We start from the raw sequence: 18,246 nt of genomic DNA on the forward strand, positions 1-18,246 counted from the left end.
CACCGAGGGAGAAGGGACCCCCGTGCAACTGACCCCCACCGAACGCGACCGGCTGCTGATCTTCACCGCCGCCGAACTCGCCCGCGCCCGCCGTGCCCGCGGACTGCGGCTGAACGTCCCCGAGGCCACCGCGCTGATTTCGGACACCGTCTGCGAGGCCGCGCGCGACGGCCTGCGGCTGGCCGAGGCCGTCCGGCGCGGCCGTGCCGTCCTCGCCCCCGGCGACGTCCTGCCCGGCGTCCCCGACCTGGTCACCGAGATCCAGGTCGAGGCGGTGTTCCAGGACGGCACCCGGCTCGCCGTGATACCCGACCCGTTCGGCGGCGGCGGCCTGGGCGAGGCCGCACCGGGCGCCGTGCTCCCCGACGGCGCCGCCGAGCCTGCGCCCGCACCGGACCTCACCCTCACCGTCCGCAACACCGCGGACGTGCCGGTCTCGGTCACCTCCCACTTCCACTTCTTCGAAACCAACCCGCGCCTGGCCTTCGACCGGGCCGCCGCCTACGGCATGCACCTGGCTGTCCCGGCCGGCTCCTCGGTGCGCTTCGACCCCGGCGCGGACGTCGAGGTCGGCCTGGTCCCGATCGGCGGCGAGCGGGTCGCGATCGGCTTCGCCGGGCTGGTGGACGGACCGCTGGACTCGCCGCGGGTCCGACGGGAGGCACTGCGCCGGGCGGCCGAACAGGGCTACCTCGGGGCGAACCGTGACGACGAGGCAGGCCAGGCAGAGGAGAACCGGCGATGAACAGCAAGAGCGAGGCGATCGAGGCGATCGAGGCGTCCGAATACGCCGCCGTGCACGGCCCGCGGGCCGGCGACCGGGTCCGGCTCGGCGACAGCGGGCTGGTCGTCCGGGTCGAGTCCGACTCCCAGCGGCCGGGCGACGAGTTCCTGGTGGGCTTCGGCAAGACCGCCCGCGACGGCCTGCACCTCAAGGCCGCGGCCGTCCGGGACACCTGCGACCTGGTGATCAGCAACGTGCTGGTGATCGATGCCGTGCAGGGGATCCGCAAGACCTCGATCGGCATCCGGGAGGGCCGGATCGCCGCCGTCGGGCGGGCCGGCAACCCGGACACCCTGGAGGGCGTGGAGGTGGTGGTCGGCACCGGGACGGCGATCGTCTCCGGCGAGGGCATGATCCTCACCGCCGGGGCCATCGACACCCACGTCCACCTGATGTCCCCCCGGATCATGGAGGCCTCGCTCGCCTCCGGCGTCACCACCATCATCGGCCAGGAGTTCGGCCCCGCCTGGGGCGTCGGCGTCAACTCCCCCTGGGCGCTGCGCCACGCCTTCAACGCCTTCGACGCCTGGCCCGTCAACATCGGCTTCCTGGGCCGCGGCTCCTCCTCCCACCCCGCGCCGCTCGTCGAGGCGCTGGCCGAGGGCGGCGCCTGTGGGTTCAAGGTGCACGAGGACATGGGGGCGCACACCCGGGCGCTGGACACCGCGCTGTCCGTGGCCGAGGCCCATGACGTCCAGGTCGCCCTGCACACCGACGGGTTGAACGAGTGCCTGTCGGTCGAGGACACCCTGCGCGTGCTCGAAGGGCGGACCATCCACGCCTTCCACATCGAGGGCTGCGGCGGCGGCCACGTCCCCAATGTGCTCAAGATGGCCGGCGTGCCGAACGTCATCGGTTCCTCCACCAACCCCACCCTGCCCTACGGCCGGGACGCGATCGCCGAGCACTACGGCATGATCGTCTCCGTCCACGGCCTCAAGACCGACCTGCCCGGCGACGCCGCAATGGCCCGCGACCGCATCCGCGGCGGCACCATGGGCGCCGAGGACGTGCTGCACGACCTCGGGGCCATCGGCATCACCTCCTCCGACGCCCAGGGCATGGGCCGGGCCGGCGAGACCGTGCGCCGCACCTTCGCGATGGCCGGCAAGATGAAGGCCGAACGCGGCCCGATGGAGGGCGACGGCCCCTCCGACGACAACGAGCGGGTGCTGCGCTACATCGCCAAGCTGACCATCAACCCCGCCATCGCCCATGGGCTCTCGCACGAGGTCGGCTCCGTCGAGGTCGGGAAGCTCGCCGACCTGGTGCTCTGGCACCCGGCCTCCTTCGGCGCCAAGCCGTACATGGTGCTCAAGGCCGGCTTCCCCGCGTACGGCGTCACCGGCGACCCCAATGCCGCCACCGAGAGCTGCCAGCCCCTCGTCCTGGGGCCGTTGTTCGGCGCCCACGGCGCCACCCCGGCCGACCTCTCGGTGGCCTTCACCAGCCGCGCCGCCGCCGAAGCGGGCACCACCACCCGCCCGTACGACACCATGACCACCCGGCGCCGGCGCGTCCCGGTCCGCCCCACCCGCGGCATCGGGCCGGCCGCCCTGGTCCGCAACAGCCGCCTCGGGCAGATCCTGGTCGACGGCCAGCGAGGCCTGGTCACCCTCGACGGCGCCCCGCTGCACTCCGACCCGGCCGAGGAGGTGTCGCTGAACCGCCTCTACTTCCTCTGACACCGCCGCGGAGGGAACGGCTCACCTACGGCGCCGCAGGCAGACTCAGCACCACCGCCAGCGGCACCACCACACTGGATCCCCGCCACTGGTCGACGGCCGGGGCCTGCCGCCGGCGACCGTGCCCACCCCGGGCAACGTCAACGACGCCACGTGGACTGAAGTAACCCTCGGGTGGTGTGCTGTTGCCTTTCGGTGCGATTGGGCTTACTGATCGTTTCAGAAGGAGTTGAGCCGCAGGTCGTGTGCTCGACGATCTTGGTCGACAGGGTGTCCGGGTGCGTGCTGATCTTGTTCCTGACGACCTGTGGGAGCGGGTGGCCCCGTTGCTTCCACCCGCTCCCGAACGACGTCGGCATCCAGGGCGGCTTCGCGTTCCGGACCGAGCGGCCCTCGCCGGCGTCCTGTACGTCCTGCGGACCGGTGTCGCCTGGCGCGACGTCCCGGCCGAGACGGTGGGCTGCTCCGGAGTTACGGCCTGGCGCCGGCTACGGGACTGGACCGAGGCCGGTGTCTGGCCGCGCCTGCATGCCGCCCTGTTGGCTGAGCTTCGCCGCGCAGGCCTGCTGGACCTGGACGACTGCTCCGTGGACGGGTCGCACGTCCGGGCCCTCAAAGGGGGGACCACGTCGGCCCCTCACCCGTCGACCGCTCCCGCCCCGGCTCCAAGCACCACCTGATTGTCGACCGCCACGGAACCCCGCTCGCCGTCACCCTCACCGGCGGCAACCGGCACTACGAGCGACGCGCCGATCTCCACCAGGGCCTGCTCGAACTGGCCTGCAGCCTCATATGCCTGCGCCGCCTGCACACCTCCTCCTGAAGCGATCAGCTGGCTACGCTGAACCACCCCGGCCGCACCTCGGCCAGAAGCGGTTGCAGCGACCGCACCGCCGTCTGCAGGTCCTCATCCGTGACGTCAAGAGGCTCCGGCAGGCTCCGCCCGTACTGGTGCAGCCGCCAGAGGTCGAAGACCTCGTTCCCGTCAGCTGCGAAGTCCACATCAACCTCGGTGCCGTTGTCGCTCACGAAGCGACACCCGGCCCCATGGACCTTGTACGCGTACGTGCCGACGTGCCCGCTCCGGCTGATGATCCGGCGCGAACGAACCAGGTCGAGGACATCTGCGAGTCGCTCAAGCGAGGGGATCGCCGCCCTCATGGCCTCGCCAATCGCGTTCAGAGCGTGGACGTAACCAAGCACGAGTTCCCGTGCAGCCCCAACCCGTTCCATCCGGCGCCAACCCCCTGAGTCCGTGACTGAAGGGATTGTTCCACGGGCCGCCAGCATCTCCACAGAATGGCATTCTGAAACGATCAGTTAGGCAAAGTTCCCGAAGAGTTCGGGCTGTTGAATCATGAACTCTTTACGCGGGGGTCCTGTGCGGAATGAAGATATGACACTAAGATCGCCGAGACGCGAGACGACGGTTGCGCTTCGTGACAGCGCGTTCTTGGGGCTCCCTCAGGGTCTCCGCGGGCCTTGATGCCCTTGATCTGCGCGTGGCCCGAGCGGTCGATCATGATGGCCGCTCGGACCTTGCCATCGACGCCACCATCCGCTCCAAGCGGGCCAGCCGTGTCTTCTCGGTACGGGCGGTGACCAGACCGAGGTACAGGGCGAACTGATCGGACTTGCCGAGCGTGTCGTAGAACACCCGCGCTGCAGGGTTCGCGTCGAGGGCTTCGATGAGATCCGGTGGCGCGGTGGCGCTCTTCTGCGAGGCGTATGCCTTCTCCCAGCGGCCGTCCGCCCGCGCCGCCTCGACCTCGGCCAGCCCGCGGGGGCGCATCCGGCCTGCCGCGATCAGGGCCTCGGCCTTGTCGACGTTCACCTGCGACCAGACGGAGCGGGGGCGGCGGGGTGTCGTGCGCTGCAGAAAGTACGAGTCGTCGAAGCCTCGTCGCTGACCGTCGATCCAGCCGAAGCAGAGCACCGTGTCGACCATCTCTTCCCAGGTGAGCGACGAGATCCCGGTATGCTTCTTGGCGATCTTCACCCAGAGCGCGGCCTTCTCCCCGTGATGCTCTTCGAGCCACGCCTCCAGCTCGGCCGGGCTCGCGGGGACAAGGATCTCGACGCCGTCCTCGTGTTTCTGCATAAACCGCAGGCTAGAGGCCATATAGGACAGATGGTGACCTCCTCAAGCGACCCGCTCAGGCGACCTGACCGGTTCACTACTTGGCGACCTTCGCCCCTGCTTGCCTCGGGTCGCCCGTCGAGTTGATGAACTGCTTGAGCCGGCTTGGGATCTTGCCGCAGCAGGCCGGCCAACCGACCACAGGGTCCGCCAAGGCAGCTACCGACACAGATGTGCTCGGGGAGAGGCCCAGCAGGACCGCCCGACCGCTGTGCCGCAGGCCCTGGCCGCCGTCCTCACCCCACGGCCGGATGGGCCCGACCCACCCCCTGACTCCTGGCACTGGTCCTGACGCTCCTTCTGCTGGCGTCTGGGGCTTCGCGTTCGTCCGATGGCTACGAGAAAGCACCTGATGCCGGTCCTCGGCCCGCTCCGATCCCCGCCGCGCCGCCGACGGCCCCGCACCTCCCGGGCGCGGGGCTGCCCCACGCCCAACGCCTCCTGGCCGAAGCAGCAACGGCGCAGCCACCGACAGGGTGGAGTATCGCCCGGGGTTTCTCCATGCCCTGCACGACATCGCGTCCTGGGAGTTCGCTCCGGGCCCGGTCGCGGTGGCGGGCATCAACGACTGAACCGCATCCAGCCCGTGCCCGCACCGCCCGCGGACCCGCCGCCGCGCGACTGCGGTGACCGTTTGCGCCGTAGGCCAGTCAACGGCCGACGCTGCGCAGCCGCTCTGCGGCAAGCGAATCCGAGTCGGTCATAGTCCTGACCGCAGGGCCGCGACAGGCGACAGACGACAGACGACAGACGACAGGACAGATGTGACCACTGCCCTGGGTACCTGGGGCTGCGCCAGAATCCTTAGTGGTCGGCTCTCGAAGTCCTTCGGGGTTGACGCTGAGAGAGCTCCCCGTGCCAGGTGGTGGCGTGGAACCGGCCGAAGGGCGAGTTGACCTTCAAGTGGGATGAACGTCGACAATCGGGGCCATGGACGGCACCACAGAACTACTGAGTATCAGCGCCTTCGCGCGGCGGGTCGGTCTCGCTCCGAGCGCCCTGCGTTTCTACGACGACTGCCGTGTCCTGCGGCCGGCGTGGGTTGACGGTGTGACTGGATACCGCTTCTACAGTCCTGCTCAGGAGGCCCGTGCCGCTCTCCTACGCGGTCTGCGAGAAGCGGGAGTGCCGCTGGCTGAGGTTGCCCTGGTGCTCGACGGGCCCGAGCGCGAGGGCCGGGAGGTGCTGGAGCGGCACTTGGAGAGGATGCAGGACCGGACGCGGACGGCCAAGGCCGCCATCGCGGCGGTTCTGCGTTCCCTGTCGACCGCCGACAGCATGACGGAAGCGCGAATCGACGGCGTGGAGTTGGCCAGTGCGGTACGCCAGGTGGTGCCGGCCGCAGCCTCCGACGTGGAACACCCTGCACTTGGCTGCGTCCTCATCGAGATCGATGACGGCGAGGTCCACGTGGTGGCTACCGATCGCTATCGCCTGTCGATGCGTGTCCTGAGACCTGCGGCTCTCGATGGAGGGCCCTGCCGTCTGCTGGTGCACGCGGCTGACCTGATCGAGTTCGGGCAATGGGCGGCGCGATTCCACCAGGTCACCATCCAGGTCGGACCGGACGGGACCCGAGCACGCAGTACGTCGGAGTCCCGTGTCCTGGTGACGGTCGATGACCCGTTCCCTGACCACCGCGAGATGCTCTCGGCTCTGGCCCCGCCCGAATACCGCGTGATCGTGGACCGCCTGGCCCTTCGCGACGCGGTCAACAGTCATGGCGACGCTGCACGTATCGCTCTGAGCTTCGCCGGCGACGAGATGACCATCTCTCTGGCCGATCACTCCAATGCCGCTACCCTGTCCGCGGTCTGCCATCAAGACCTGCCGCAGCGGATCGGCTTCGACCCTGCCGTCCTGGCTCCCGCTCTGGAGGCCGGCGTCGGGCCCGACGTCCTGCTTGAGATCGCCGCCGCAGACCGACCCGTCGTGGTGCGCTCCGCGGACCAGGGCAGCTTCACCACCCTGGTCATGCCGGTCCCCCTGCACACCTCCGGCTGATCCTCCGTCAACACCGCACCCTCATCAACTCAGGAGAACCATGACCGACCCCGAGAACATCGTCGTGCAGCTGTGCGTCCAGGGCATGCAGGCCGAGACCGAAGGACAAGGCGACCGAGCCCGGGACCTGTTCCTGCGAGCTTGGGAAGCGGCCGAGGACGACTACGACGCCTGCATCGCCGCGCACTACCTCGCCCGGCACCAGCCCACGCCGCAGGAGACCCTGCACTGGAACCAGGAGTGCCTGAACCGAGCCGACAAGGTCGGCGACGACCGCGTCCGCGGCTTCTACGCCTCCCTCCACGGCAACATGGCCCGAGCCCACCGGGACCTGGGCCAGATCGACCAGGCCCGCGAACACTTCGAGTCCGCCGCCAAGCACATCGACGACGTCCCCGCCGGCCCCCACCAGCAATGGCTCCGCTACCGCATCGCCGCAGGACTGCGTGCCACCACTCCGGCCGCACCACAGCAGCACGAAGACCCGGTCGGCGAACTCCTCACCAGGCTCTGCGCACGCACGGACCTCGAAGCCCTGAGTCTGCTGCTGCCCCCGTACATGGGCAGCCTCGGCACAGCCGACGACGAGGAACGCATCACCACCGCCCTGCGCATGCTCCACGCCGAGCGTCGCCTTCCCGACGAAGAGCAGACCACCCTCAGCCACGCGATCAACGTCCGGTCCGCGGCGTGAACGCCCCCGCCCCTCGGTGACGCGCGCGTAGACCACCAGCCGCCTTCCTGGGCGCCGACGAACCTTCAACGATCACGATGACCCGCCGACCTGACGGTCGGCGGGCCGCTGCCGCGTCCCGCCCCATCCCGTTCCCCGAGGACCCCGAGGAGCCCGCCGACGTGGCACCGCTGTGCCGCGCCTTCCTGCGCGGAGTGTGCGTCGAAGCCGGCAGGATCTTGGTCCGGGAGGCGTGGAGGATGATCACCGTGAAGTGACGCCCGCCGTCCAGGCCGCACCCGCGCCCGAGGGAGCGGCCGGCACGGGAAGCCGGGCGAACCTGTGGAGCCGGACGCCGGTCAAGAGCGGGACGACGGGGCGGGTGGGGCCGGGCGGAGCGGCGTGGTTGCTGCCGCCTGCGCGCCTGCGGCGCGTCACGGCCGCTCACTCGGCGGCTTTCCCCCCGGCACCGCCGCGGGCGGCCGCCGACGGGGTGCGCGACCGCAGGCGCTCGCCCTGCGGTCCGAACACGACCAGGTACTCGACCGGGCCGCCAGGGCCTGCGTTGGCCGTTCCGTGCGGGGTCCGGGTGTCGAACTCGGCGACCTCCCCGGGGGTCAGAACGAGGTCCTGGCCGGCGAGCGCGAGCCACAGCCGCCCGTACAGGACGCACAGCCACTCGTAGCCGTCGTGTGAGACCTGGCGGGGCCGCGTCGCCGGGCCGTCGAGGGCGGGCAGGACGTGCTTGTGGACGTGCAGGCCGCCGACGTACCGGGTCAGCGGCAGCACCGCCTTGGCGTCGCCGAAGCTCAGCGGCGCTCTGACCTGCGGCTCGGCGGCGGGGGTGGGCGTCCGGCCGGCCAGTTCGTCCAGGGAGGCGCCGTACTCCTCGGACAGGCGCAGCAGCACGTCCAGCGTGGGACTGCGCCGGCCGGTCTCGATCCGGGACAGCGTGCTGGTGGAGATGCCGGTGGCGCGGCCGACGGCGGCGAGTGTCGCGCCGCGGCGTTCGCGCGCGGCCCGCAGCCGGGGCCCCATCCCGGTCGGCGCGCTGCCTGCGTCGTCGGCTGCCACCTTCGCCCTCCTTCGCCTCGCCCCGCCCTGTTCTGCGAGTTTGCCAGATCGGCAACGGTCGTCGCGCCGAGCGGGTGCCGCGCCGCAGGATCGACGGGTCACCGCCTCCACCGCGAACCGAGGAGAAGCCATGCAGCCCGAACCGACCGCCGAGTCCCGCCACCGCACCGTCCGGACCCCGGCCGGGCGCCTGCACCTGGTCGAGCAGGGCACCGGCCCGCTCGTCCTGCTCGTGCACGGCTTCCCCGAGTCCTGGTACTCCTGGCGCCACCAACTCCCGGCCCTGGCCGCGGCCGGCTACCGGGCGGTGGCGATCGACGTGCGCGGCTACGGCCGCTCCTCCAGGCCGGAGGCCGCCGACGCCTACCGGATGCTCGACCTGGTGGAGGACAACGCCGCCGTCGTCCGCGCCCTCGGCGAGGAATCGGCGGTGGTCGTCGGCCACGACTGGGGCTCCACCATCGCCGCCGCCTCCGCCCTGCTCCGCCCCGAGGTCTTCCGGGCCGTCGGCCTGCTGAGCGTGCCCTACGCACCGCCCGGCGGCCCCCGCCCCACCGAGGTCTTCAGCCGCGTCGGGGGGCCCGGCCAGGAGTTCTACGTCTCCTACTTCCAGGAGCCCGGCCGCGCCGAGGCGGAGATCGAACCCGACGTCCGGGGCTGGCTCGCGGGCTTCTACGCGGCCCTGTCCGCCGACACCATGCCCGCACCGCACGAAGCCGACCCGCACTTCGTCACCCCCGGGGGCCGACTGCGCGACCGCTTCCCCGCGGACGTCCTCCCGGCCTGGCTGAGTGAAGGTGAACTCGACTTCTACGCTGCGGAGTTCGAGCGCACGGGGTTCACCGGCGCACTCAATCGCTACCGGAACATGGACCGGGACTGGGAGGACCTCGCCCCGTACCGCGGGGCCCCGATCAGGCAGCCGTCCCTGTTCATCGGCGGGACCCTGGACGCCTCCACCACCTGGATGTCCGACGCCGTCGACGCCCACCCCGCGACCCTTCCCGGGCTGACCGCCTCCCACCTCCTGGACGGCTGCGGCCACTGGATCCAGCAGGAGCGCCCCGACGAGGTCAACCGGCTGCTGACCGACTGGCTCGCCACCCTCCGGGGCTGAACCGGCGGGCCGGCGGACCGGCGGACCGGCGGGCAGGCGGGCCAGCAGGCAGGCGGGCGCCCGGTGCTCCGGCTCCCTCCCGCAGGCGGGGCGGGGCCGGTTCAGCGGAGCAGCAGGTCGCGGATCGCCCCCGCGACCTCGTCGGGCGCCTCCTCCGCCATGAAGTGGCCGGCCCGGGTCAGCCGGTGCTCCAGGTCCGGGGCCCAGGCCCGCCACACCCCGGCGGCGTCGTAGCCCAGCCGGGCGCCCCAGTCCTGCTGGATCACCGTCACGGGCATCGCCAGCTGCGACCCGGCGTCCAGGTCCGCCCGGTCGTGGGTGACGTCGATGCCCGCCGAGGCCCGGTAGTCCGCGACGATCGACGGCACCGCCGCACCGCTCGCCCGCAGGTACTCGGCGCGCACCTCCGGCGGCAGCGCGGCCGGGTCGTTCGCCCAGGCGTCGAGGAACGAGCCGAAGAACGCGTCCGCGCTGTTGGCGATCATCGTCTCCGGCAGCCCGGGCGGCTGCGCCATCAGGAAGAGGTGGTAGCCGACCGCCGCCGGGACGCCGTGCAGCACGTCCCACATGTCCAGTGTCGGCACGACGTCGAGAATACCCAGGTGGGTGATCGTCTCCGGGTGGTCCAGGCCGGCCCGGAAGGCGACCAGGGCGCCCCGGTCGTGGCCGACCAGGGCGAAGCGCTCGTGGCCGAGCGCCGCCGCCAGGGCGACCACGTCCGCGGCCATGGCGCGCTTGGCGTACACCTCGGGGCCGGTGGCGGCCGGCTTGTCGCTGGCGCCGTAGCCGCGCAGGTCGGGACAGATCACCGTGTACCGGTCGGCGAGCCGCCCGGCGACGTGCCGCCACATCAGGTGGGTCTGCGGGAAGCCGTGCAGCAGCACGACGGGGCTGCCGCTGCCGCCGACGGCGGCAGCCAGCTCCACTCCGTCCGTGCCGGGCAGGCGGACGTGGTCGAAGCCGGGGATGGCGAGCGTCACGAGAAGCCCCTTCCTGGGGTCGGTGGACCGGGAGGGCCCCGGTCCGGGGGGTTGGTGCGACCAGCGTGGACGACGGCGATCAGCAGCCGATCAGTGCGCTTCGACGCCACGGGGCCCGGACCCGGAAGATGGGGGCATGCGAATCGACGTGCTCGGCGCCGTACGGGCCCTCCACGACGACGGCACGCCCGTCGACCTGGGCGGACCGCGCCACCGCGAGGTGCTCGCCCGGCTCGTCGCCGCCGAGGGACGGATGGTCGCCACCGACACCCTCGTGGACGACCTGTGGGCCGAGCCGCCGGTGCGCGCCATCGGGGCGCTGCGCACCTTCGTCGCCGCGCTGCGCCGCGCCGTCGAACCCGAGCGGCCGCCCCGCACCCCGCCGCACGTCCTGGTCACCGAGGGCCCCGGCTACGCCCTGCGCCTGCCGCGCGAGGACGTGGACGTCCACCGGTTCGAGGACGCCCTGGCGCGCGCCCGGCGCACCCCCGACGCGCTGGCCGACCTCGACGCGGCCCTCGCGGCCTGGCGCGGCCCGGCCTACGCCGACGTGGCCGCCTCCGCATGGGCCCGGCGCGAGCGGACCAGGCTGGAGGAGCTCCGCCTGGAGGCGACGGAACTGCGCGCCCGTCTCCTGCTCGACGCGGGCTCGGGGGCCGACCTCGTCGCCGAACTCGGTTCCCACGTCGCCGAGCACCCGTGGCGCGAACCGGCCTGGGGGCTGCTGGCCCGCGCCCTGCACCGGGCGGGCCGCCAGGCGGACGCGCTGGCCACCCTGCGCCGCGCCCGCGCCATGCTCGCGGACCAGCTCGGGCTGGACCCCGGGGCCGAGCTCCGGCGTCTGGAGACCGACATCCTCCGCGGCATCCCGACACCCCCGCCCCCGACACCCCCGCCCCCGGCGCCCGGGTGGACCGGCGGCCTGCGGCTCGGCCCGCGCACCACCGTGGAGCTGGCCCGCACCCTGGCCCTGGCCGGCGGCGACGCCCTGGCCCACTCGCGGCGCGACCGCCTCGCCGCCGTCCGGGCGGCGGAGCGCACCGGGGACACCACCCTGACCGCCCGCGTCATCGGCGCCTACGACGTGCCCGCCCTCTGGAGCCGGGCGGACGACCCGGAGCAGTCCCGTGCCGTCGTCGAAGCGGCCGAACGCACGCTCGCCGCGCTCGGCCCCGACGGCCCCGCCGAACTGCGTGCCCGTCTGCTGGCCACCGTCGCGGTCGAGAGCCGCAGCGCCGACCTCCCGGACGGCGCCCTGGAGCACGCCGGACGGGCGGCGCGCGAAGCGGAGGCGCTGGCCCGGGAGCTGGGCGACCCCGCCCTGCTGGTGTTCGCCCTCAACGGCGTCTTCCTCCAGTCCTTCACCCGGCCCGGGCTGGCGGCCGCCCGGGACGCGATCGGCGCCGAGATCCTCGACCTGGCCACCCGGCACGACCTGCCGAACTTCGCCGTGCTGGGCCGGCTCGTCCGCCTGCAGTCCGCCTCCGCCCTCGGCGACCTCGACGCCGCCACCGCGCACGCCGCGGCCGCCGAGGAGCTCGCCGCCGCCACCGAGGCCTCCCTCGTCCCCGTCCTCACCGCCTGGTTCCGGGCCCGGGCCACGGCCGCCCGCAGCACCGAACCCGGCGGACCGACCGCCGCCACCGCCGCGGCCCACTACCGCGCCGCCGAGGACGCCCTCGCCGCGACGGCCGGCATGCCGGGACTCCACCGCGGCCTGTTCGCCCTCGCCCTGCTGGGCCTGCGCCTCCTGCACGGCCGGCCCGCACCCACCGACCCCGCCCTCGACTGGGGCCCCTACCGCCCCTGGACGGAGCCACTGGTGCTGCTCGCCCACCGCCGGACCGAGGAAGCCCGCACCGCCCTCACCACGGCACCCGAACCGCCCCGCGACCACCTTCAGGAGGCGCTCTGGTGCCTGACCGCCCGCGCCGCCGCCCGCCTCGGCGAACACCGGACCGCCGCCCGCGCCGCGACGGCCCTGCGCCCGGCCCGGACCGAACACGCCGGCGCGGCCAGCGGGCTGCTGACCCTGGGGCCGGTGGCCCGCTACCTGGCGGAGGCCGAGGCTTGCGCCGGCGGACGGTGACCGCCGGCGGACGGACACGGTGGCGTGGTCGTGGCGTTCTGCTCAACGCTCAACGCCGGACCACCACGACGACGCCGTCGTCACCGCCCGGGCCCGAGGACAGGGCCACCCCGTGGCCGACGGAGGGGCAAGGGCCCAGGACGACCACTGAGGGAGGCCGACGTCCCTCCGGGGAGCGGGTCCGCACAGGCGCCCCCGGGCGACCCGGAGCCTACGGGGGTGTCCCCTTCGTCCGGGTCCACCGTCCCGGCCGGTGAGGCGTCAGTCTGCGGGCGGGAGGTTCCCACCCGCGGTGACCACGCCTGTCTCATAGGCGATGACGACCATCTGGGCCCGGTCATGGGCGTGGAGCTTGGCCAGCAGCCGCCGGACATGGGTCTTGACGGTCGCGATGCTCAGCCCCAGATGCTCGGCGATCGCGCGGTTGGGAAGCCCCCGGGCCACCAAGCGGAGAACCTCCCGTTCGCGTGGGGTCACGCCCGCGAGCTCCCGCGCGAGTGGCGGGCGCGGCTCGTGGCGTCCGGCGAACTCGCGGATCAGCCGACGGGTCACCGCGGGCGCGAGCAGGGCGTCACCGGAGGCGACCACCCGCAAGGCCGTCAGCAGGTCGGCGGGAAGGATGTCCTTCAGAAGGAATCCGCTGGCTCCGCCGCGGAGTGCCGCGTACACGTACTCGTCCAGATCGAACGTGGTGAGGACCAGCACCCGGGTGCCGGCGGCGTCCGGGTGCGCGCAGATGCGCCGGGTGGCCTCCAGACCGTCCATGCCCGGCATGCGGATGTCCATCAGCACGACGTCGGGCCGCAGCCGCAGGGCGAGTTCGACGGCCTGCTGCCCGCTGACGGCCTCGCCCGCGACGGTGAGGTCCGGCACGCTCTCGATGAGCAGGCGGAAGCCCTCCCGCAACAGCGCTTGGTCATCGGCGACGAGCACCCGGACCGGCCGGTTCACCGGGCTGTCTCCGATCCGCAGGGCAGCCGCGCATGCACCCGGAATCCGCCCGTCGCCAGGGGGCCCGCGGAGAGGGTCCCGCCGCACATGGCCGCCCGCTCCCGCATCCCGACGATTCCGTGCCCGCCGCCAGGACGCCGGGCCGGGAGCCGGGCCGGGGGCCGGGACGGGGGCCGGGACGGCGCGTCGTTGACGACCTCGATCTCGACCGCCTCGGGGCCCGTCCGGGTCAGGTTCACCCGGCAGTCCGCCGATCCCGCGTGCCTGACGACATTGGTGAGGGCTTCCTGAACGATCCGGTAGACCGCCAGTTCCACACCCGGGGGGAGCGGTGGACGCGGGTCGACGGACAGCTCCACGCGCGGGCCCGCACCGTCCACCAGCGCGGGCAGGTCCGCCAGACCGGGGGCGGCCCCCAACTCGGCTCCGTCGCCGGGTGATCGCAGAACGCCGAGCATGCGGCGCATCTCGGTGAGCGCCGTCCGGCCCGCCGTCCCGACCAGTGCGAGGGTCCGCCCGGCCTCCTGCGGGTCGGTGGGGGCCACCGCGCAGGCCACCTCGGCCCGTACCGTGATGACCGTCAGGTGATGGGCCACCACGTCGTGGAGCTCGCGGGCGATCCGCAGGCGCTCGTCCGTCACGGCCTGCCGGGCGGCGAGTTCCGCGTACGACCGCTGCTCCCTCAGCGCGGTCCCCACCAGCCAGGGCAGGGTCATCATCAAGGACGCGAAGACGGCCCCCCACGCGACCCCGGAGGCCGGCACCGGTCGCGGTACGAGGGCCATGGCCGCCGCGACGGCGCCCAGCGAGCAGCCGAGCGCCGTCGCGGACCGGCGCCGCGGTTCGCGCGCCGCCACCGTGTACAGGGCGGCCGCGACGGGGACCCAGGACTCCTCCCACCCGGTGAACGCCAGGGCGAGGACCGCTCCGGCCAGGACCGTGTACAGCACCCGGACCGGCCGTCTGCGCCGTACCGCGACCGGCAGCCAGACCACCACCGCCACGGCTCCCGCGCCCCAGCCACCGCTCCGCGTCTCGCTCGCGCCGAACGCCAGGGCGAGGAGCACGGCCGCGACCGTGTCCACGCCGTGCCACTGTCCGTCCCGCAGACGCCCGGCCACCAGAGGCCGTGACTCCCCTTCGCCCATGCCGGCCACGCTATCCAGGCGGGGGCCCGGGGCCGGTCAGCCCGGAGGACGTCATCTCGTGGGCTGAGTCATCCGTGCGGCTGATGCCCGGCGTACCCTCCTGGGCTGACACCGGGTTCCTCCCCGGGAGCGAAGCCGCCCGGCCCGTCGGACGGAACAGTGGAACCATGAACCGGAGAACACTGCTGTCCTCGTGCGCCGGACTGGCCGCCGCCGCCATGATCCCGGGTCCGCTCGCGCCGGTGGCCGTCGCGCGGCCGGGGCAGGAGGAACCCGTGCGGTTCCAGCTGCCCGCCCCGGACGGACCGTACCCGCTGGGTACGATCGCGCTGCACCTGGCCGACACCGCGCGGCCGGACCCCTGGGCGCCCTCCCGCCCCTGCCGTGAACTGATGATCAGCATCTGGTACCCCGCCCGCAGCCCCGCGGGCCGCCCCACCGTTCCCTGGATGCCTCCCGCCGCGGCCGACCGGTACCTGAGCCTTCTCCACCTGCCTCCCGGCCGGGTGCGACTGGGGGGCACCCACGGCCACGACGGTGCTCCCGTCGGCGGCCCACCGGGCCCCCTGCCCGTCGTGCTCTACTCTCCCGGCTCCGACGCGTCACGGTCGTTCGGCACCGGCATCGCGGAGGACCTCGCCAGTCACGGCTTCCTGGTGGTCACCGTCGACCACACCTACGACGCGGCGGCAGTCGCCTTCCCCGGCGGACGCGTCGAGACGAATCCGCTGGGCGGGATCAGCGACTACGCCAAGGCCCTCGCGGTCCGTACCGCCGACATCCGCTTCGTCCTGGACCGGCTCGCCGTCCTCGCCTCGGGTGGCCACCCCGGCGTCTGCCGCACCCCGCTGCCCCCAGGCATGCGCGGGGCGCCCGACCTGCGGCGCGTCGGGATGCTCGGCCACTCCCTGGGCGGGGCCACCACCGCCGCGACGATGCTCACCGACGGGCGGATCACGGCGGGAGCGAGCCTGGACGGGGGCGCGGCGGGCCCGGTGGTGGACGCCGGGCTCGACCGTCCGTTCCTGGTCGTGGACACCCTGGGCAAGGGCGGCATGGAGAGCAACCCCGCTCTGCGCGCGTTCTGGTCGCGTCTGCGCGGCTGGCGCCTGCATCTCACCCTACGGGGAGCCGCGCACCTGTCGTTCGGCGACGATGTGCTGATCCTTCCGCTGCTCGCCCCTCTCCTGGGCATGACACCGCCCGATCTGGAAATGGAGGTCGGAACGATTCCCGGGCACCGGGCCCAGGCGTTCCAACGCGCCTACCCGCGGGCCTTCTTCGACCTCCACCTCCGCGACCGGGGGCGGCTCCTCGACGGCCCCTCCCCCGACTTCCCCGAGGTCGACTACGCCCGGTGAACCCCTCGGCCCCGGTCCTGCCCGTCCGGGCCCCGGGGTACGGCCCACGGCTGCGCGGCGCGAGGCCCGCCACGGCCCGGCTGCCGCCGGCGCCCGCGCGTCGGCCCGACTCGCGCGGGGCGGAGCGCCGCGATCTGCGTCGAGGACACCCGTGTTCCGACGGCGGGTGGCGCCACCGGCCGCACAGCCGCCGACTTCGCGGACCGGGCGGCAGCCCCGGGCCGCTGGGAACGGGGACGATCCCGTTCCCAGCGGCCGTCCGCCCGCACGTGGACGGCCGGGGTCAGCCGGTGACGGCCGTGCGGCGGGTGCGGCGGGAGCGTGCCGACAGCCCGATCGCCACGACCGCGCCGAGGAGCAGGACCGCCACCGCGACCCCGGTGGCGTGGCCGACGGCGTCGGTGAAAGCGGCGCGCGGGTCGCGGACGCGGGTGAGGCGCTCCGCGAAGCCCGAGGTGATCAGCGTGCCGAGGATGCTGGTGCCGAGGACGGCGCCGATCTGGCGGGCGGCGTTGACCGTGCCGCCCGCCTCCCCCTCGCGGCCGTGCGGGACGTGGCTGACGGCGAGCGCGGTGGAGGGGGCGTTGGCGAGGCCGCAGCCGAGGCCGAACAGGACGAAGGCGGCGGCGTACCCGGTGAACGCGGTGTCCGGTTCGATCCGGGCGAACAGTGCGGCCCCGGCTGCGGCCAGCAGGAGGCCCGCCGCGATCAGGACCCGCGGGCCCAGCCGGCGCACGGCCATCCCGGCCAGCACCGAGGCCGCGATGAACGCCCCGAATTCCGCGAGGAGTTGGACCCCCACTTGGAGGGCGGTCAGCCCCCGTACCCGCTCCAGCCACATGACCTGGAGGAGGGAGAGGCCGACGAAGCCGAACAGGACGGCCCCGGCCAGCAGGAGGGAGGCGCTGTAGGAGGGGTCGCGCATCAGCCGAAGGTCGACCATGGGGGCGCCGTGGCGCAGTTCGACGGCGATGAAGGCGGCCAGCAGGAGGACGGCCGCCGCAGCGGCGGCCACGGCCCGTGCGGAGCCGTAGCCGTGGTGGCCGCCGTCGATCAACCAGAAGACCAGCAAGGCGAGTCCGGCGGCGGCGGTGGCCTGTCCTGCCAGGTCCAGGCGCCGGGCGGCCGGGTTGCGGGACTCGGGGACGCGGACCAGCGCGACCGCCGCGGCGAGGCCGGCCATCACGATGTTCAGCCAGAACGCCGTGTGCCAGGTCCACCAGCGCAGCGCGAGGCCCGCGACCAGGGGTCCGACGGCCAGGCCCAGCCCGGAGGCGGCCGCCCACGCGGAGATCGCCCCGGCGCGGCGGCGCGGATCGCGCACGGCGTGGGTGATCAGCGCGAGCGAGCTGGGGGTGATCAGGGCGCCGCCCAGGCCGGCGACCGCCTGGCCGATGAGAACGGCGGCGAGGTCACCGGCCAGCGCGAGGACCAGACCGCCCGCGGCCATCGCCGCCGCTCCGGCGAGGAAGACGCGCCGGCGCCCCCACCGGTCGGCCAGCGCTCCCCCGCCCAGGACGCAGGAGGCCACCACCAGGGTGTACATGCTCGGCACCCAGACCATGTCGGCGGGCTCGACACGCAGTCCGGCCTGAACGGCGCCGAGCGTGCCGATGGTCTCGGTGGTCTGGAGGAACACCGTGAACAGCCCCAGGCAGGCGGCGACGAGGACCGGCCAGGGGCGGCTGTCGCGGGCGTCGCCGCGTTCCGCGGGCACCGCCCGGTCGGACGCCTCGCCGATGGCACCCGTGGCGGTGGATGGTGAAGCCCTCATGCGGCCTCCTCGTTCGATCGGCCCCACGGAGCGCCCGGGCCGCAGAGTTTGAAAACAGGACGGACTCACTATAGGGGTGTGAGTTTGAAAAACAAACCATCAAGCCGCCGAGCGGAACGGCCGGCTCGGGAGCCGTCGGCACCGCCGGTGAACGGATGCCGCCGGGGGGTCGGGGAGTCCGTCGCCGTCGGGACTCCCCCGGCCCGGCCCCATGGCGTCAGCCCGGGGCCCGACCGCGGGAGCCCCGTCGGAGCGCACCTCCGACGGGGCTCCCGGCCGGGACGGCGGAGGGCCGGCCGGCGGGGTGCGCCGGCCGGCCCTCGCGGTGACGCCGGCTCAGTTCTTCTGCCGGGTGAGGTCGTAGACCGTCCCGGTGTCCACGGTGATCTTCTGGTAGTGCTCCTCGACCCACGCCCACATGATGAAGTCGGCGACCACGAGGAAGTACGCCGGGAACCCCATCTGG

General features: G+C 73.5%; 14 protein-coding genes and 1 pseudogene. 8 read left to right on the plus strand and 7 right to left on the minus strand.

Features of this window, described 5'->3' with window-relative positions:
* The first annotated feature begins 22 nt into the window (after nucleotides 1-22).
* The 3 genes and pseudogenes from ureA (at nucleotide 23) to ACFXAM_RS12640 (ending at nucleotide 3,292) form a co-directional block, all read left to right on the plus strand.
* Nucleotides 23-745, plus strand: a complete 723-nt coding sequence (gene ureA, locus ACFXAM_RS12630) for an urease subunit gamma (RefSeq protein WP_380290270.1) — start codon at nucleotides 23-25, stop codon at nucleotides 743-745.
* Nucleotides 742-2,469, plus strand: a complete 1,728-nt coding sequence (locus tag ACFXAM_RS12635) for an urease subunit alpha (protein ID WP_380290272.1) — start codon at nucleotides 742-744, stop codon at nucleotides 2,467-2,469. The genes ureA and ACFXAM_RS12635 overlap by 4 nt, the downstream gene beginning before the upstream one ends.
* A 278-nt stretch (nucleotides 2,470-2,747) precedes the next feature.
* Nucleotides 2,748-3,292, plus strand: a pseudogene (locus ACFXAM_RS12640) (IS5 family transposase).
* A 5-nt stretch (nucleotides 3,293-3,297) separates the two neighbouring features.
* Here ACFXAM_RS12640 and ACFXAM_RS12645 read toward each other — a convergent pair.
* Both ACFXAM_RS12645 and ACFXAM_RS12650 read right to left on the minus strand, forming a co-directional pair.
* Complete coding sequence (locus ACFXAM_RS12645) at nucleotides 3,298-3,759, minus strand: DUF6896 domain-containing protein (RefSeq protein WP_380290302.1); 462 nt, start codon at nucleotides 3,757-3,759, stop codon at nucleotides 3,298-3,300.
* A 229-nt stretch (nucleotides 3,760-3,988) separates the two neighbouring features.
* Complete coding sequence (locus tag ACFXAM_RS12650; RefSeq protein WP_380290274.1) at nucleotides 3,989-4,570, minus strand: YdeI family protein; 582 nt, start codon at nucleotides 4,568-4,570, stop codon at nucleotides 3,989-3,991.
* 969 nt (nucleotides 4,571-5,539) lie between these two features.
* On the opposite strand from ACFXAM_RS12650, the gene ACFXAM_RS12655 reads away from it, so the two are divergent.
* Both ACFXAM_RS12655 and ACFXAM_RS12660 read left to right on the plus strand, forming a co-directional pair.
* Entirely contained in the window at nucleotides 5,540-6,613 is a 1,074-nt protein-coding gene (locus ACFXAM_RS12655) for a MerR family transcriptional regulator (RefSeq protein WP_380290276.1), read from the plus strand.
* Nucleotides 6,614-6,653: 40 nt separating this feature from the next.
* Nucleotides 6,654-7,307: a hypothetical protein gene (locus tag ACFXAM_RS12660; protein ID WP_380290278.1), complete on the plus strand. Its 654-nt coding sequence runs from the start codon at nucleotides 6,654-6,656 to the stop codon at nucleotides 7,305-7,307.
* A 423-nt stretch (nucleotides 7,308-7,730) separates the two neighbouring features.
* Here the strand turns inward: ACFXAM_RS12660 and ACFXAM_RS12665 are convergent, their stop codons facing one another.
* Nucleotides 7,731-8,324 (minus strand): helix-turn-helix domain-containing protein, encoded by a 594-nt coding sequence (locus tag ACFXAM_RS12665; protein ID WP_380290304.1) that lies wholly within the window; start codon nucleotides 8,322-8,324, stop codon nucleotides 7,731-7,733.
* Nucleotides 8,325-8,490: 166 nt separating this feature from the next.
* On the opposite strand from ACFXAM_RS12665, the gene ACFXAM_RS12670 reads away from it, so the two are divergent.
* On the plus strand, nucleotides 8,491-9,477 hold the full coding sequence (locus ACFXAM_RS12670) for an alpha/beta fold hydrolase (protein WP_380290280.1): 987 nt from the start codon (nucleotides 8,491-8,493) through the stop codon (nucleotides 9,475-9,477).
* A 101-nt stretch (nucleotides 9,478-9,578) separates the two neighbouring features.
* Here ACFXAM_RS12670 and ACFXAM_RS12675 read toward each other — a convergent pair whose 3' ends face one another.
* Nucleotides 9,579-10,457 (minus strand): alpha/beta fold hydrolase, encoded by an 879-nt coding sequence (locus ACFXAM_RS12675; RefSeq protein WP_380290282.1) that lies wholly within the window; start codon nucleotides 10,455-10,457, stop codon nucleotides 9,579-9,581.
* A gap of 136 nt (nucleotides 10,458-10,593) precedes the next feature.
* On the opposite strand from ACFXAM_RS12675, the gene ACFXAM_RS12680 reads away from it, so the two are divergent.
* Nucleotides 10,594-12,546: a BTAD domain-containing putative transcriptional regulator gene (locus ACFXAM_RS12680; RefSeq protein WP_380290284.1), complete on the plus strand. Its 1,953-nt coding sequence runs from the start codon at nucleotides 10,594-10,596 to the stop codon at nucleotides 12,544-12,546.
* 261 nt (nucleotides 12,547-12,807) lie between these two features.
* On the opposite strand, the gene ACFXAM_RS12685 is transcribed toward ACFXAM_RS12680, so the two are convergent.
* Nucleotides 12,808-13,497, minus strand: coding sequence for a response regulator (locus ACFXAM_RS12685; RefSeq protein WP_380290286.1), 690 nt, complete (start codon nucleotides 13,495-13,497; stop codon nucleotides 12,808-12,810).
* Nucleotides 13,494-14,582: a sensor histidine kinase gene (locus ACFXAM_RS12690; protein WP_380290288.1), complete on the minus strand. Its 1,089-nt coding sequence runs from the start codon at nucleotides 14,580-14,582 to the stop codon at nucleotides 13,494-13,496. Before ACFXAM_RS12690 ends, ACFXAM_RS12685 begins: the two co-directional genes overlap by 4 nt.
* A gap of 230 nt (nucleotides 14,583-14,812) precedes the next feature.
* Here ACFXAM_RS12690 and ACFXAM_RS12695 point away from each other — a divergent pair, with 230 nt between their 5' ends.
* On the plus strand, nucleotides 14,813-16,006 hold the full coding sequence (locus ACFXAM_RS12695; protein ID WP_380290290.1) for an alpha/beta hydrolase family protein: 1,194 nt from the start codon (nucleotides 14,813-14,815) through the stop codon (nucleotides 16,004-16,006).
* A 283-nt stretch (nucleotides 16,007-16,289) separates the two neighbouring features.
* On the opposite strand, the gene ACFXAM_RS12700 is transcribed toward ACFXAM_RS12695, so the two are convergent.
* A complete protein-coding gene (locus ACFXAM_RS12700; RefSeq protein ID WP_380290292.1) occupies nucleotides 16,290-17,780 on the minus strand; it encodes an MFS transporter in 1,491 nt (496 codons plus the stop codon).
* Nucleotides 17,781-18,246: the final 466 nt, after the last annotated feature.

Origin of the sequence: Kitasatospora sp. NPDC059462 (assembly GCF_042749955.1) — a bacterium.
Classification (GTDB): Bacteria; Actinomycetota; Actinomycetes; order Streptomycetales; family Streptomycetaceae; genus Kitasatospora.

Coding starts and splice junctions, on each gene's coding strand:
- ACFXAM_RS12660 (WP_380290278.1), top strand. CDS start 6,654: ATGACCGACCCCGAGAACATCGTCGTGCAGCTGTGCGTCCAGGGCATG.
- ACFXAM_RS12645 (WP_380290302.1), bottom strand. CDS start 3,759: ATGCTGGCGGCCCGTGGAACAATCCCTTCAGTCACGGACTCAGGGGGT.
- ACFXAM_RS12695 (WP_380290290.1), top strand. CDS start 14,813: ATGAACCGGAGAACACTGCTGTCCTCGTGCGCCGGACTGGCCGCCGCC.
- ACFXAM_RS12635 (WP_380290272.1), top strand. CDS start 742: ATGAACAGCAAGAGCGAGGCGATCGAGGCGATCGAGGCGTCCGAATAC.
- ACFXAM_RS12650 (WP_380290274.1), bottom strand. CDS start 4,570: ATGCAGAAACACGAGGACGGCGTCGAGATCCTTGTCCCCGCGAGCCCG.
- ACFXAM_RS12670 (WP_380290280.1), top strand. CDS start 8,491: ATGCAGCCCGAACCGACCGCCGAGTCCCGCCACCGCACCGTCCGGACC.
- ACFXAM_RS12700 (WP_380290292.1), bottom strand. CDS start 17,780: ATGAGGGCTTCACCATCCACCGCCACGGGTGCCATCGGCGAGGCGTCC.
- ACFXAM_RS12665 (WP_380290304.1), bottom strand. CDS start 8,324: ATGGGGCCCCGGCTGCGGGCCGCGCGCGAACGCCGCGGCGCGACACTC.
- ACFXAM_RS12680 (WP_380290284.1), top strand. CDS start 10,594: ATGCGAATCGACGTGCTCGGCGCCGTACGGGCCCTCCACGACGACGGC.
- ACFXAM_RS12655 (WP_380290276.1), top strand. CDS start 5,540: ATGGACGGCACCACAGAACTACTGAGTATCAGCGCCTTCGCGCGGCGG.